This is a genomic window from Streptomyces sp. NPDC052225 (assembly GCF_040679615.1).
Lineage (GTDB): Bacteria > Actinomycetota > Actinomycetes > Streptomycetales > Streptomycetaceae > Streptomyces.
Genome location: NZ_JBFAVD010000007.1, coordinates 20,618 through 34,583 on the forward strand (window position 1 = coordinate 20,618; position 13,966 = coordinate 34,583).

At 71.0% G+C, this 13,966-nt stretch carries 11 protein-coding genes; 4 read left to right on the forward strand and 7 right to left on the reverse strand.

The window, feature by feature from the left end; translation table 11 throughout:
* Window positions 1-208 precede the first annotated feature (208 nt).
* From whiA to uvrC, 4 genes are read right to left on the reverse strand one after another with little or no spacing between them, the layout of a single operon-like run.
* Window positions 209-1,210, reverse strand: coding sequence for a DNA-binding protein WhiA (gene whiA, locus AB0L37_RS12815; protein ID WP_365503676.1), 1,002 nt, complete (start codon window positions 1,208-1,210; stop codon window positions 209-211).
* Entirely contained in the window at window positions 1,201-2,238 is a 1,038-nt protein-coding gene (gene yvcK, locus AB0L37_RS12820; protein WP_365503678.1) for a uridine diphosphate-N-acetylglucosamine-binding protein YvcK, read from the reverse strand. The genes whiA and yvcK overlap by 10 nt, the downstream gene beginning before the upstream one ends.
* A complete protein-coding gene (gene rapZ, locus AB0L37_RS12825) occupies window positions 2,235-3,215 on the reverse strand; it encodes an RNase adapter RapZ (RefSeq protein WP_365503680.1) in 981 nt (326 codons plus the stop codon). The genes yvcK and rapZ overlap by 4 nt, the downstream gene beginning before the upstream one ends.
* Window positions 3,212-5,293: an excinuclease ABC subunit UvrC gene (gene uvrC, locus AB0L37_RS12830; protein WP_365503682.1), complete on the reverse strand. Its 2,082-nt coding sequence runs from the start codon at window positions 5,291-5,293 to the stop codon at window positions 3,212-3,214. Before uvrC ends, rapZ begins: the two co-directional genes overlap by 4 nt.
* A 229-nt stretch (window positions 5,294-5,522) precedes the next feature.
* Here uvrC and AB0L37_RS12835 point away from each other — a divergent pair, with 229 nt between their 5' ends.
* Window positions 5,523-6,578 (forward strand): hypothetical protein, encoded by a 1,056-nt coding sequence (locus AB0L37_RS12835; protein ID WP_365503684.1) that lies wholly within the window; start codon window positions 5,523-5,525, stop codon window positions 6,576-6,578.
* 8 nt (window positions 6,579-6,586) lie between these two features.
* Here AB0L37_RS12835 and AB0L37_RS12840 read toward each other — a convergent pair whose 3' ends face one another.
* Window positions 6,587-7,018 (reverse strand): Rieske (2Fe-2S) protein, encoded by a 432-nt coding sequence (locus tag AB0L37_RS12840; protein ID WP_365503686.1) that lies wholly within the window; start codon window positions 7,016-7,018, stop codon window positions 6,587-6,589.
* A gap of 272 nt (window positions 7,019-7,290) precedes the next feature.
* Between AB0L37_RS12840 and AB0L37_RS12845 the strand changes: the two genes are divergently transcribed.
* A complete protein-coding gene (locus AB0L37_RS12845; RefSeq protein WP_365503688.1) occupies window positions 7,291-8,202 on the forward strand; it encodes a carbohydrate kinase in 912 nt (303 codons plus the stop codon).
* Between the two features lie 60 nt (window positions 8,203-8,262).
* Here the strand turns inward: AB0L37_RS12845 and AB0L37_RS12850 are convergent, their stop codons facing one another.
* Complete coding sequence (locus AB0L37_RS12850; RefSeq protein WP_365503690.1) at window positions 8,263-9,120, reverse strand: helix-turn-helix domain-containing protein; 858 nt, start codon at window positions 9,118-9,120, stop codon at window positions 8,263-8,265.
* 100 nt (window positions 9,121-9,220) lie between these two features.
* On the opposite strand from AB0L37_RS12850, the gene AB0L37_RS12855 reads away from it, so the two are divergent.
* The gene (locus tag AB0L37_RS12855) at window positions 9,221-9,808 is read left to right on the forward strand and encodes a YceI family protein (RefSeq protein ID WP_365503692.1); all 588 of its coding nucleotides are present in this window, start codon (window positions 9,221-9,223) and stop codon (window positions 9,806-9,808) included.
* Between the two features lie 91 nt (window positions 9,809-9,899).
* Here the strand turns inward: AB0L37_RS12855 and uvrA are convergent, their stop codons facing one another.
* Entirely contained in the window at window positions 9,900-12,938 is a 3,039-nt protein-coding gene (gene uvrA, locus AB0L37_RS12860) for an excinuclease ABC subunit UvrA (protein ID WP_365503694.1), read from the reverse strand.
* A gap of 298 nt (window positions 12,939-13,236) precedes the next feature.
* On the opposite strand from uvrA, the gene AB0L37_RS12865 reads away from it, so the two are divergent.
* Window positions 13,237-13,965 (forward strand): maleylpyruvate isomerase family mycothiol-dependent enzyme, encoded by a 729-nt coding sequence (locus AB0L37_RS12865; RefSeq protein WP_365503696.1) that lies wholly within the window; start codon window positions 13,237-13,239, stop codon window positions 13,963-13,965.
* Window position 13,966 lies beyond the last annotated feature (1 nt).

Genomic DNA, 13,966 nt, shown 5'->3' on the forward strand with positions numbered 1-13,966 from the left:
GCGGTGCGCAGCCGCAGAAGCGAACAGCCGCCAGACTCGTGACAGTTCATGGTCAAGTCAAGGGGGCCTCAAGTCTCTTCGATACGTACGTAAATGCTGCGTCGGGCCCACGAAAAGCCGGTGGCGGCGCCCTCCAACTGGGCGCCGCCACCGGCTGCTTGTCGAAACCGCGGCTGCTCCACCGCTCCCGCCTACCGATCCACGGGGATCAGACGGCCATGTTGTCCGCCATCTCCTCGGTCAGGTCCTCCGTGAGGTTCGACTCCGTGCCGGGGATGCCGAGGTCCTGGGCCCGCTTGTCCGCCATGGCCAGCAGCCGGCGGATACGGCCCGCGACGGCGTCCTTGGTCAGCGGCGGGTCGGCGAGCGCGCCCAGCTCCTCCAGCGAGGCCTGCTTGTGCTCCATGCGCAGCCGTCCGGCGGCGGCGAGGTGCTCGGGCACCTCGTCGGCGAGGATCTCCAGAGCGCGCTGCACACGGGCGCCCGCGGCGACCGCGGCGCGCGCCGAACGGCGCAGGTTCGCGTCGTCGAAGTTGGCGAGGCGGTTCGCGGTGGCGCGGACCTCGCGGCGCATCCGCCGCTCCTCCCAGGCCAGCACCGACTCGTGGGCACCCATCCGCGTCAGCAGCGCGCCGATCGCGTCACCGTCGCGGACGACGACGCGGTCCACACCGCGCACCTCGCGGGCCTTGCCCGCGATCTGGAGCCTGCGTGCCGCCCCGACCAGGGCGAGCGCGGCCTCCGGTCCCGGGCAGGTCACCTCGAGCGACGAGGAGCGCCCCGGCTCGGTCAGCGAGCCGTGCGCCAGGAACGCGCCGCGCCAGGCCGCCTCGGCGTCGCAGGTGGCCCCCGAGACCACCTGCGGCGGAAGCCCCCGGATCGGGCGGCCACGGCCGTCCACCAGGCCCGTCTGGCGGGCCAGCTGATCGCCGCCCGCGACCACTCGTACGACAAAACGCGAGCCGCGGCGCAGCCCGCCGGGCGCCATCACGATCAGCTCCGAGCTGTGCCCGAAGATCTCGAGAATGTCCCGCTTGAGCCGCCGTGCGGCCATCGCGGTGTCCAGCTCCGCCTCGATCACGATGCGGCCGCTCACCAGGTGAAGGCCGCCCGCAAACCGCAGGATCGCCGAGACCTCGGCCTTCCTGCAGCAGGTCCGGGTGACGGGGAGCCGGGAGATCTCGTCCTTCACCGCTGCCGTCATCGCCATGGGCCGATCCTTCCATGCATCCGAAAAATACGGTCGTACGCGGCGGCCAACAGCTCCGGATCGTGCCTCGGAGTCCCGTCGGGCCTGGCTACCGGCGCCAGCTCGACCGCGGCACCGAAACGCTCCTTGGCGGAGTCGACGAGCTCGTCGCGATCGGGCACGGCGGCCTCGTCGGCCAGCACCACGTCCAGGGCGAGTTTAGGGGCGTGTCGTCCCAAAACCTCCAAATGACGCTGCGGTGAGAAGCCATCGGTTTCTCCGGGTTGCGGCGCGAGGTTGAGCGAGAGGACCTTGCGGGCCTTCGTCTCGACCAGCGCGTCGAGCAGATCCGGGACCAGGAGGTGCGGGATCACGGACGAGAACCAGGACCCCGGGCCGAGCACCACCCAGTCCGCGTCGAGCACCGCGGCGACCGCTTCGGGGACGGCCGGCGGGTCGTGCGGGACCACGTGGACGGACTGGACCTCGCCGGGCGTGAGCGCCACCGTGGCCTGGCCGCGGACCGTGTCGACGTCGTCCGGGCGCTCCGGGTCGTGGCCCTTGACCAGGGCCTGGAGCTCCAGCGGGACCGCGGACATCGGCAGCACCCGCCCGTGCGCGCCGAGCAGCTTGCCGACCAGGTCGAGGGCCTGGACGTGGTCGCCGAGCTGCTCCCACAGGGCGACGATCAGCAGATTGCCGACCGCGTGTTCGTGCAGCTCACCCTTGGACTGGAAGCGGTGCTGGATGACGCGGGCCCAGGTCTGGCCCCAGTCGTCGTCGCCGCACAGCGCCGCGAGGGCCTTGCGCAGGTCGCCGGGCGGCAGGACGCCCAGCTCGTCGCGGAGGCGCCCGCTGGAGCCGCCGTCGTCGGCGACCGTGACGACCGCGGTGAGGTCGCCAGTGATGCGGCGCAGCGCGGCCAGGGACGCCGACAGGCCCATGCCGCCGCCGAGGGCGACGACCTTGGGTGTGGCACCCCTGCGGCGGCTGACCGTCGAGCTCCTGCGGCCGATCCTGCTCGTGAGCCGCAGCGTACGTCCCGTCATTCCCGTCCCATGTCCCGGTGGACGACCACGGTCTCCACGCCCTGCGCGGCCAGGCGCGCGGCGAGCTTCTCCGACGTCGCGACGGAGCGGTGCTTGCCGCCGGTGCAGCCGACCGCGATGGTCACGTAGCGCTTGCCCTCGCGGCGGTAGCCGGCCGCGATGAGCTGGAGCAGCTCGGTGTAGCGGTCGAGGAACTCCTTGGCGCCGGGCTGCGAGAAGACGTAGTTGGAGACCTCTTCGTTGAGGCCCGTGAAGGGGCGCAGCTCCGGGACCCAGTGCGGGTTCGGCAGGAAGCGCATGTCGACGACGAGGTCGGCGTCGACCGGCAGGCCGTACTTGAAGCCGAAGGACATGACGGTGGCCCGCAGCTCGGGCTCCTCCTCGCCGGCGAACGAGGCGTCCATCTTGGCGCGGAGCTCGTGCACGTTCAGGCTGGAGGTGTCGATGACGAGGTCGGCGTCGCCGCGCAGCTCGCGCAGGAGGTCGCGCTCGGCCTCGATACCGTCGACGATGCGGCCGTCGCCCTGGAGGGGGTGCGGGCGGCGCACGGACTCGAAGCGGCGCACCAGTGCCTCGTCGGAGGACTCCAGGAAGACGATGCGCCGCGTGACGTGCTTGGACTCCAGGTCGGCGAGCGACTCCCGGAGGTTGTCGAAGAAGCGCCGGCCGCGGACGTCGACGACGACCGCGATCCGCGCCACGTTGCCCTGGGAGCGGGCGCCGAGCTCCACCATGGTGGGGATCAGCGCGGGCGGCAGGTTGTCGACGACGAACCAGCCGAGGTCCTCCAGGCACTTGGCGGCGGTGGAGCGGCCCGCGCCGGACATCCCGGAGATGATCACCAGCTCGGGGATGGCGGCGTCGGGGACGCCTGCGGTGTCCTTGGTCGTGCCTGTGCCCGTACTCACCTGTGCTCCGTGCTCCGGCCCGGCGGGGGTGTCCGCCGTGCCACTGGTGTCCTGGTCGTGCTCGTTCATGACTCCTGCCCCCGTCGTTCTTCCGAGGGGCCCGGGGTGGCGGGCGCCTCGGCGGGCCGCGCGTCCGTCGCGTGGTCCGTGCTGTTCTCTTCGTCTTCCATGATCTCTCCGGTCGCCGTGTTGACGGCGGGTGCCGCGGGAGCCGCGTTGGCGAAGGCCACGACAATCGTCTCGGCCGTCTTGCGGCCTATGCCGGGAACCTCGCAGATCTGGTCAATTGTGGCGGACCTCAGCCGCTTCACCGAACCGAAGTGCTTGATCAGTGCCTGTTTGCGCGCGTCTCCGAGGCCGGGCACGTCGTCCAGGGGCCCGGCCCTGAAGCGCTTGGCCCGCTTGGCGCGCTGGTAGGTGATCGCGAAGCGGTGGGCCTCGTCACGGACGCGCTGCAAGAGGTAGAGGCCCTCGCTGGTGCGGGGCAGGACCACCGGGTCGTCCTCGCCCGGCACCCAGACCTCTTCGAGGCGCTTGGCCAGTCCGCAGACGGCGATGTCGTCGATGCCCAGCTCGTCCAGGGCCCGTTGGGCCGCGGCGACCTGCGGCTGGCCACCGTCGACGACGACGAGCTGCGGCGGGTACGCGAACTTCTTCGGACGGCCGTCGTCCTCGGTGAGCCGGGACTCCTCGGGCCCCGTGTCCTCGCCCAGGTCCGGCTCCTCGTCGGACCACTCGCCGGACTTCTCCTGGGCTGCGAGGTAGCGCTTGAAGCGGCGCGTGATCACTTCGTGCATGGAGCGGACGTCGTCCTGCCCCTCGAAGCCCTTGATCTGGAAGCGGCGGTACTCGCTCTTGCGGGCGAGGCCGTCCTCGAAGACGACCATGGAGGCCACGACGTCGTCGCCCTGGAGGTGCGAGATGTCGTAGCACTCGATACGGAGCGGGGCGCTGCCCAGGTCGAGCGCCTCGGCGATCTCCTCCAGGGCGCGCGAGCGCGTGGTCAGGTCGGAGGCGCGCTTGGTCTTGTGCAGGACGAGCGACTGCTGCGCGTTCTTGTGGACCGTCTCCATGAGCGCCTTCTTGTCGCCACGCTGCGGGATGCGCAGTGACACGTTGGCCCCGCGGCGCTCGGTGAGCCAGGCCTGCACCGGCTCCAGCGGGTCGGGCAGCGCGGGGACGAGGACCTCCTTGGGGACCGCGTCCCCGGTCTCCTCGCCGTAGAGCTGCTGGAGCGCGTGCTCGACGAGGTCGCCGCTGGTGACGGCCTCGACCTTGTCGGTGACCCAGCCGCGCTGGCCGCGGACGCGCCCGCCGCGTACGTGGAAGATCTGGACGGCGGCCTCCAGCTCGTCCTCGGCGAGGGCGATGAGGTCGGCGTCGGTGGCGTCGGCCAGGACGACCGCGCTCTTCTCCATGGCCTTCTTCAGGGCCTCGATGTCGTCGCGGAGGCGGGCCGCCCGCTCGTACTCCATCTCGTCGGCCGCCGTGGCCATGTCCTTCTCGAGGCGACGGATGTACGTGCCCGTACGCCCCGCCATGAAGTCGCTGAACTCCTCGGCAAGTTCGCGGTGTTCCTCGGGGGTGACGCGGCCGACGCAGGGGGCGGAGCACTTGCCGATGTAGCCGAGGAGACAGGGGCGGCCGGTGCGCGCCGCGTTCTTGAACACACCCGCCGAGCAGGTGCGCACGGGGAACACGCGCAGCAGCAGGTCGACGGTGTCGCGGATCGCCCACGCGTGCCCGTAGGGGCCGAAGTAGCGCACGCCCTTCTTCTTCTGGCCGCGCATGACCTGGACGCGCGGGTACTCCTCGTTCATCGTCACCGCGAGGTACGGGTAGCTCTTGTCGTCGCGGTACTTGACGTTGAACCGGGGGTCGTACTCCTTGATCCAGGAGTACTCCAGTTGCAGCGCCTCGACCTCCGTGGACACGACCGTCCACTCCACGGACGCGGCCGTGGTGACCATCGTGCGCGTACGCGGGTGCAGGTTCGCCAGGTCCTGGAAGTAGTTCGCCAGGCGCTGGCGCAGGCTTTTCGCCTTTCCGACGTAGATCACCCGGCGGTGCTCGTCGCGGAACCTGTACACCCCTGGGGAGTCGGGAATCTGTCCCGGCTTGGGGCGGTAGCTGGAGGGGTCGGCCATGTCAGACACCCTACTTGCGGGGTGTGACAGCGCGGGGTGTCCGGCGCCGGTGGGACCGGGCCCCGTGCCACGGATCGGACGCGCGTCGAGTCTTGTCGGGGGCCGGTCAACACGCTTCAATGCCGGGTGACTTGGAGCGGTGAACGGTGCCGTACGGATGTGAGCGAGCGCCGTACGACGGCCCGCCGCCCCGTTCCGACCGGTGCGGACGCCCGGCCGGGCGGTGTGAATGCTCACAGCGGCCCGCCGCGGACGCGGGCGCAGCGACGCGCAGAAGCGGGAGACCCGGATGCGGCTCGGCGATCGGCACGTCGGTGGAGGGGTCCAGCGCGGCGGCCGCCCCGGCGGGGAGAAGGGCGGGGCGGCACCGGCTCCGGGCCTGGATGCGGTGCTGCGCGGCGGCCCCTTCCACGTCGCGCTGCGGGCCGCGATCGCCGCGCGGCAACTGCCGCTCCATCGGGTGCAGCACCATCTGGAGCGCCGAGGCATCAAGGTCGGTGTGACGAGCCTGAGTTACTGGCAGCAGGGTGCGCGGCGACCCCAGCGGGCCGAGTCGATGCGGGCCGTACGCGCCCTGGAAGAGATCCTCGAACTGCCCGAGGAGTCGCTGATCCGGCTGCTCGGCCCCGCGGGCGGCCGGGCCGTCGCCCAGCGTCCCGCCTCCCGCTCGTACCGTTCGCTCGTCGCGGCCTCGGGCGTCGTCGAGCGGCTCGTCGCGGAGCTGGGCTCGCCGCCGGACGGCGGGCTGCACACCGTGGGACACCATGAGCGGGTCAGGATCGGGGCGCGTCGGGAACTGCTCGGCAGGGATTCGCAGCGCATCGTCCGGGCGCACCGCGACGGGGTGGACCGCTACGTGGCCGTCCACCACGGCGATCCGGGCTGTTCCCCGGCGGAGGTGGCGGTGGACGCCATGGAGAACTGCCGTACAGGGCGGGTGCGTTGGGACGAGGCCACCGGGGTCCTGGTGGCGGAGCTGCTCTTCGACACGTACTTGCGGGCCGGGGACACCCATCTGTTCCGGTACGGCTTCGAGGACGGCACCGCCGGGGCTTCGACCGAGTACCTCCGGGCCTTCGGCTTCGCCGGCGGCCAGTACGTGCTTCAGGTCCGGTTCGCCGACTCCGCGCTGCCCGTCGGCTGCCACCGCTTCGCCCAGCAGTCGGCGGCGGCACCGCGCGGCAGTCGTCGGGAGCTCACGCTCAGCGGCCGCCACCGCACGGTGCACGTGGTGGAACCGCAGGTCCGGGCCGGGCTGCTGGGGATCGGCTGGGACTGGGAGTGACCTCCGGTCTACTTCTGGGGGCCCGCCACGATCTTGCCGCCCTCGACCTTCACGGACAGCTCCTTCAGGGGAACGGTCGCCGGCTCGTGCAGCACCTTGCCGGTCGTGGCGTCGAACTTGCTGCCGTGACAGTTGCAGGTGAGCTCGGTGCCCTTGAGCATCCCGATCGGGCAGCCCGCGTGCGTGCAGATCGTGCTGAACGCCTTGTACTGGCCGTCCGCGCTGCGACTGACGACCACATGCTCGTCCTTGTAGAGCTTCGCGCCGCCCTCGGGCACCTCGTCGGCCTTGCCCAGGTCGACCGGCGCGGTGGGCGCCGCCGCCGCTCCCCCGCCCGAACCGGTGGAGCACGCGGTCAGGCCGAGGCCGGCGGTCCCCGCGACGGCGGCGCCCCGCAGTGCGGTGCGGCGGGAGATGCGGGACGGGGTCGTGCCGGGCATGCGGGGCTCCACGGGGTGGGCTGGACGGGCGGGGTGCGCCGGTGGGGCGGGTGACAGATCAGACGATACCGGCGGGGATCCGGGCACTTCGTGGGACCCCTGGGAACAGCAGCGACGGCCCGGCCTCTCGGGGCTCGCATGCCCGATCCCGTCGCGACGGCGCCCCGTTCACCCTCGGCGGGGTGCCCGCGTGAGCCGGGAGGCTGCTCCGCGAGCCGTGACGCTTTAGCCTGCCCGGAGCGATATCCGTCCGCCGCGCGAGAGGAAACACCGTGATAGTCGTCGCAGGCGAGGCCCTGATCGACCTCGTCCCGCAGGCCGCGGGCCCCGGCGCCGCCCTGGATCCGCGGCTCGGTGGCGGCCCGTACAACACGGCCGTGGCGCTCGGCCGCCTCGGCTCCCCGGTGGCCTTCTGCTCACGCGTCTCGACGGACGCCTTCGGGGAGGCGCTGCTCGACGGTCTGCGGGCGGCCGGTGTGGACGTGTCGGCGGTCCAGCGGGGCGACGAGCCGACGACGCTGGCCGTCGCGTCCATCGGCGCGGACGGCTCGGCGGGCTACTCCTTCTACGTGGAGGGGACCGCCGACCGGCTCTTCACGGCGCCGGACGCGCTTCCGGCCGGCACGCGCGCCGTCTCGTTCGGCACGTGCTCCCTGGCCCTGGAGCCGGGGGCGAGCGCCTACGAGGAGCTGATGCGTGCGGCCGCCGCCCAGGGTGTGTTCACCACGCTGGACCCGAACATCCGGTCCGGGCTGATCCCGGACGCGGACGCCTACCGAGCCCGCTTCAAGAGCTGGCTGTCGTCGACCGCTCTCCTGAAGCTCTCCGAGGAGGACGCCCAGTGGCTCGGCGGCACGCCCCAGGAGTGGCTGTCCCAGGGGCCGGCCGCCGTGGTCGTCACGCGCGGAGGTGACGGGCTGACCGTGTTCACCCAGGACGGCCGCGCCTACTCGGTGCCGGGCGAACCCGTCGACGTCGTGGACACCATCGGCGCCGGCGACACCGTCAACGCGGCGCTGCTGCACGCCCTCCGCCACCATGGCGCCCTGTCCCCCACGGCGGTCGCGAGCCTCGGCGGCGACGCGTGGGACCGCATGCTGCGCTTCGCGGCACGCGCGGCGGCGATCACCTGTTCACGGGCTGGGGCCGAGTCTCCGTACGCCGCCGAGGTCGGCGCGCCGTGACCTCCGCTCACCCGCGGCCCGCCGCCTGTGAACCGCCGCGCGCGGCACGGCAGTTCACCGTCAGCCGCTGACCGCGCGGAGCGCTCCGGGAGTGCGTCCGTTGAGCCGGTCGAGGGCTGTCGCCGTGGCGTCGTCGGCAGGGAGGTGCACCAGGATCGTCTGCGCGTCGGCGTCGGGCAGTGCCAGCACCTCGTGTGTCAACCGCAGGGCCCCGGCCTCGGGATGGATCATCAGGTCGTCCCCCTCGCGCCGGGGCGGGGCCGGCGCCGCGGCCATCCGGTCGGCGAAGGGCGCTCCGGCGGTGACCGTCAACTCGTCGATCAACGCGGCGACTTGCGGGTCGGCGAGCGGTGCGCCCTGCCGGAACCGCGCCATCTGGTCGTCGGCGACCCGGTCCCAGTCGGGGTAGGCAGCGCGGGCTCGGGGGTCGGTGAACAGATGACGCACGACATTCGGCCGGTCCGCGTCCAGGATGCCGAGCGGGGCGGCGAGGCGGCTGTACCCCTCGGTGTGGGCGAGGATGTCGCCGACCCGGTTGACCAGGACGGCGGGTGTCGGCTCCAGGCGGTCGAGCAGTGCGCGGACGGTGGCCCGCACCGCGTACGACGGCGCCGTGGCCCCCGCGCAGAGGACCGCGTCGTGCCCGCTCGCCTTGGCGAGGCGGCGCAGCAGCAACCGCTCGTCCATGGTGAGCCGCAGCGCGTCGGACAAGGCGCCGAGCACCGACGGCGAGGGGTTGCGGTCGCGGCCCTGCTCGAGCCGGGTGAGGTACTCCGCGCTGATGCCGGCGAGCGTGGCCAGCTCGGAGCGGCGCAGCCCAGGGGTGCGGCGCCGCGTCCCGCTCGGCAGCCCGACCTCGGCCGGCGCGACCGCTTCGCGACAGGTGCGCAGGAACGTCCCCAACTCGTTGTCAGCCACTGCCCGAACGTACCAACGTCAGGGATGCGGATCGTGGCCCTGTCACTACCAGCCTTCACCCGGTCTCCCTCAACTGCCGTGCGGGGCGCAGGGTGAAGGCATGGCTGATGACAACTCTGTGACCGCGACGACGACTTCGACCGCCGCGCTTCCGCTCGCGCCCGGCGCCTGGACGCTGGACCCGCTGCACTCCGCGGTGAACTTCACGATCCGGCACCTGGGGATCGCGAAGGTGCGCGGCCGCTTCGCCCAGGTGGACGCCGGGCTGTTCGTCGGGGAGACCCTGGCCGACGTACAGGTGACGGCGACCATCGCGCTCGCCTCGATCGACACGGGCAATGCCGACCGCGACGCCCACACCCGCTCGCCGGAACTCCTTGATGTGGAGCGGCGTCCGACCATGACCTTCCGCTCCACGGGCGTGAGCGGTTCGGCCGAGGACTGGTCCCTGGAAGGCGAGTTGACCATCGGTGACGTGACCCGTCCGGTGACGCTCGACGTGGAGTTCGGCGGGGTCGTCGATGTGCCGGTGGACGGGAGTCGGCATGCCGGGTTCGAGGCGACGGGCGAGATCCGGCGCAGCGACTTCGGGCTCGATTTCGGCAGTGGCCTGCTCGGTGATGTTGTCAAGATTCAACTGGACATGCAGTTCGTGGAGCCTCGTGAACCGCAGGGCCAGGCCGGCTGATCGTTGAACGCACGGCGCCCCACGGGGAGTTCCCGTGGGGCGCCATTTTTTTCACTGAGCGTGACCGGCCCGCGTCAGTGCGTACGGTGCGTCAGGCCTTCCGGGCCCGGCTCGTCGCTTTCTTCGCCGCGGTCTTCTTCACCGCGGCCTTCTCGGCGGCGGTCTTCTTCACCGCACCGGTCGACTTCGCCGTCGCCGTCTTCTTGGCCGGAGCCTTGGTGGCCGCGACGGTCTTCTTCGCCGCGGCCTTACGGGTACGCGCCGCGGGCACCGCCGCGTCGCTGACCCGCTCGGCGCCCAGGACGTCGCGCAGGAACTTGCCGGTGTGGCTGGCCGGCTCCGACGCGACCTGCTCGGGGGTGCCCTCGGCGACGACGATGCCGCCGCCGTTGCCGCCCTCGGGACCCATGTCGATGATCCAGTCGGCGGTCTTGATCACGTCGAGGTTGTGCTCGATGACGATGACCGAGTTGCCCTTGTCGACCAGGCCCGACAGCACGGTGATGAGCTTGCTGATGTCCTCGAAGTGCAGACCGGTGGTCGGCTCGTCGAGCACGTAGACCGTGCGGCCCGTGGACCGCTTCTGCAACTCGCTCGCCAGCTTCACGCGCTGCGCCTCGCCGCCGGACAGGGTCGGCGCGGACTGTCCGAGGCGGACATAACCGAGGCCCACGTCGTTCAGTGTCCGCAGGTGGCGGGCGATCCCCGGCACCGCCTCGAAGAAGTCGAGCGCCTCCTCGATCGGCATGTCCAGGACCTCGGCGATGGACTTGCCCTTGTAGTGGACCTCCAGCGTCTCGCGGTTGTAGCGCGCGCCGTGGCAGACCTCGCACGGGACGTACACGTCCGGCAGGAAGTTCATCTCGATCTTGATGGTGCCGTCGCCCGAGCAGTTCTCGCAGCGGCCGCCCTTGACGTTGAAGGAGAAGCGCCCCGGCAGGTAGCCGCGGACCTTCGCCTCGGTCGTCTCGGCGAACAGCTTGCGGACGTGGTCGAAGACTCCGGTGTACGTCGCCGGGTTCGACCGGGGGGTGCGGCCGATGGGTGACTGGTCGACGTGCACGACCTTGTCGACGAGGTCGTCGCCCTCCACGCGCGTGTGCCGGCCCGGGACGGAACGCGCCCCGTTCAGCTCGCGCGCCAGGTGCGTGTACAGGATGTCGTTGACCAGCGTCGACTTCCCGGATCCCGAGACGCCGGTGACGGCCGTGAGGACGCCCAGCGGGAAGGACACGTCGATGTCCCGCAGGTTGTTCTCCTTGGCGCCGTGCACCGTGAGGCGACGGCCGGGGTCCACCGGGCGGCGGATGTCCGGGATCGGGATGGACTTCTTGCCCGACAGGTACTTGCCGGTCATCGACTCGGCGTTGCTCAGCAGCTCCTTCAAGGGGCCGCTGTGCACGACCTTGCCGCCGTGCTCGCCCGCGCCGGGGCCGATGTCCACGACCCAGTCGGCGACCTTGATCGTGTCCTCGTCGTGCTCGACCACGATGAGCGTGTTGCCCATGTCGCGGAGCCGTACGAGGGTCTCGATGAGCCGGTGGTTGTCGCGCTGGTGCAGCCCGATGGACGGCTCGTCGAGAACGTACAGGACGCCGACGAGGCCGGAGCCGATCTGGGTGGCGAGCCGGATGCGCTGGGCCTCGCCGCCGGAGAGGGTGCCCGCCGCCCGGTTCAGCGACAGGTAGTCGAGGCCCACGTCGACGAGGAACTTCAGTCGCTCGTTGACCTCCTTCAGGACGCGCTCGGCGATCTTCTTGTCGCGCGCGTTCAGCGTGAGCTCGCCCAGGAAGTCGGCGCAGTCGCTGATGGACATGGCCGAGACCTCGGCGATGGACTTCCCCATGACCGTGACCGCGAGGACGATCGGCTTGAGGCGCGTGCCCTCACAGGTTGGGCAGGGCACCTCGCGCATGTAGCCCTCGAAGCGCTCACGGCTCGCGTCCGACTCGGCTTCGCTGTGCCGGCGCTTCACGAACGGGACGGCACCCTCGAAGGGCGTCGTGTAGACCCGCTCACGTCCGTACCGGTTGCGGTAGCGGACCTCGATCTGCGTCTTGTGGCCGTAGATGAGCGCCTTCTTGGCGCGCTGCGGCAGTCCGGCGAACGGAATGTCCGTACGGAAGCCGAGGGCGTCCGCGAGCGCTCCGATGAGGCGGCCGAAGTAGTCCTTGGTGTGGCCGTGCGACCACGGGTGGATGGCGCCCTCGTCGAGCGACTTGTCCTCGTCCGGGACGATCAGCTCCGGGTCGACCTCCATGCGCGTACCGATGCCCGTGCAGTCGGGGCAGGCGCCGAAGGGCGAGTTGAACGAGAAGGAGCGGGGCTCCAGCTCCTCGAAGGACAGGTCGTCGTGCGGGCAGTACAGGTGCTCCGAGTACATGCGCTCGCGCTCGGGGTCGTCCTCGGGGAGGTCGACGAAGTCGAGCACGACCATGCCGCCGGAGAGGCCGAGCGCGGTCTCCACGGAGTCGGTCAGGCGGCGCTTGGCGGAGTCCTTCACGGTGAGGCGGTCGACGACCACCTCGATCGTGTGCTTCTCCTGCTTCTTCAGGGTCGGCGGCTCGGACAGCTGGATGGTCTGCCCGTCCACGCGCGCGCGGGAGTAGCCCTTGGTCTGCAGGTCGCCGAAGAGGTCGACGAACTCTCCCTTGCGCTCGCGCACCAGCGGCGAGAGCACCTGGAAGCGGCTGCCCTCGGGCAGCTCAAGGACCTTGTCGACGATGGCCTGCGGCGACTGGCGCGCGATGGGGCGCCCGCACTCGGGGCAGTGCGGCTTGCCGATGCGGGCGAACAGCAGGCGCAGGTAGTCGTAGACCTCGGTGATGGTTCCGACCGTGGAGCGCGGGTTGCGCGAGGTCGACTTCTGGTCGATCGAGACGGCCGGTGAGAGGCCCTCGATGAAGTCGACGTCCGGCTTGTCCATCTGGCCGAGGAACTGTCGGGCGTACGAGGACAGCGACTCGACGTATCGGCGCTGCCCCTCCGCGAAGATCGTGTCGAACGCGAGCGAGGACTTGCCGGAGCCGGACAGACCGGTGAAGACGATGAGGGAGTCGCGCGGGAGGTCGAGCGAGACATTCCGGAGATTGTGCTCGCGCGCGCCACGGACGATGAGACGGTCGGCCACGCCGGTCCGCACCTTTCTTGGGAGAAGTGACAGGGGCGGGGCCCCCGCCTCTCGAGGTCTGACTCTCGAAGACGTCTCACCGAGACGGCCGGGAAGTCTGACGGAGAAGTCTTGAGATGGCTGTCTTTCGAAGAGTAGGGGGAGCCACTGACAGCGCCGGTTGGTTTCCCTGGTTGCTAACAAACCCGGACCACCAAGAATGCCCGATGCCGCCGTCGAGCTTATAGCACGTACATTCGATTAAGGCGCAAGGTCGGCCACCTTCACCCGAACGTGTGGCGCCGCTATCGTCGGCGCCATGAGTGATCATGTGCGCGACCTGGTGTCTGTACGCGAAGCGACCGATCGGCTGCTCGCCGCGATCGGGACCCTGGACAACGCGGCCGTGGCCGAGCCGTCACGGCTTCCCGGCTGGAGCCGCGGTCATGTGCTCGCCCACCTCGCCCGGAACGCGGACGCGCTCGTCAATGTCCTCCAGGGCCGCCCCATGTACGTGAGCGGCGAGGCGCGCGACGCCGACATCGAGCGGGACGCCCCGCGCGGGCTGCGCGCGCAGGTCGACGACGTGCGGGAGAGCGCCGAGCGCTTCCAGCGGGTGGGGGCCGAGGACGCGGACTGGGAGCGGACGGTGGAGCTGCGCAACGGCGTCAAGGACGTCGCCTCCCAGGTCCCCTTCCGGCGCTGGGCCGAGGTCGAGCTGCACCACGTGGACCTCGGCATCGGGTACGAGCTGGAGGACCTGTCGGAGGAGTTCACGCAGCGGGAGATCAACTTCCTCGCGAAGAGATTCCGCGACCACCCGGACCTTCCGCCCCTCCTCATCAAGCAGGACGACGGCCGGATGATCTCCACGGGGGCCGTGCAGCCGCACAGCCTGGAGGAGATCAAGGACGGGACGGCTCCGGCCTCGCTGGGCATCGTCGTCCAAGGCCGGCAGGCGGACCTCCTGGGCTGGCTCGCGGGCCGCAGGAAGGGCGACGCCCTGACCGTCGACCGAGGCTCACTGCCCATCCTGCCCCCGCTATAGG

Bases quoted from the DNA above. Each gene is read 5' to 3' on its own strand.
- AB0L37_RS12840 (WP_365503686.1), bottom strand. From the start codon at position 7,018: ATGCCCGGCACGACCCCGTCCCGCATCTCCCGCCGCACCGCACTGCGG.
- yvcK (WP_365503678.1), bottom strand. From the start codon at position 2,238: ATGACGGGACGTACGCTGCGGCTCACGAGCAGGATCGGCCGCAGGAGC.
- AB0L37_RS12835 (WP_365503684.1), top strand. From the start codon at position 5,523: ATGCTCACAGCGGCCCGCCGCGGACGCGGGCGCAGCGACGCGCAGAAG.
- uvrC (WP_365503682.1), bottom strand. From the start codon at position 5,293: ATGGCCGACCCCTCCAGCTACCGCCCCAAGCCGGGACAGATTCCCGAC.
- AB0L37_RS12865 (WP_365503696.1), top strand. From the start codon at position 13,237: ATGAGTGATCATGTGCGCGACCTGGTGTCTGTACGCGAAGCGACCGAT.
- rapZ (WP_365503680.1), bottom strand. From the start codon at position 3,215: ATGAACGAGCACGACCAGGACACCAGTGGCACGGCGGACACCCCCGCC.
- whiA (WP_365503676.1), bottom strand. From the start codon at position 1,210: ATGGCGATGACGGCAGCGGTGAAGGACGAGATCTCCCGGCTCCCCGTC.
- AB0L37_RS12855 (WP_365503692.1), top strand. From the start codon at position 9,221: ATGGCTGATGACAACTCTGTGACCGCGACGACGACTTCGACCGCCGCG.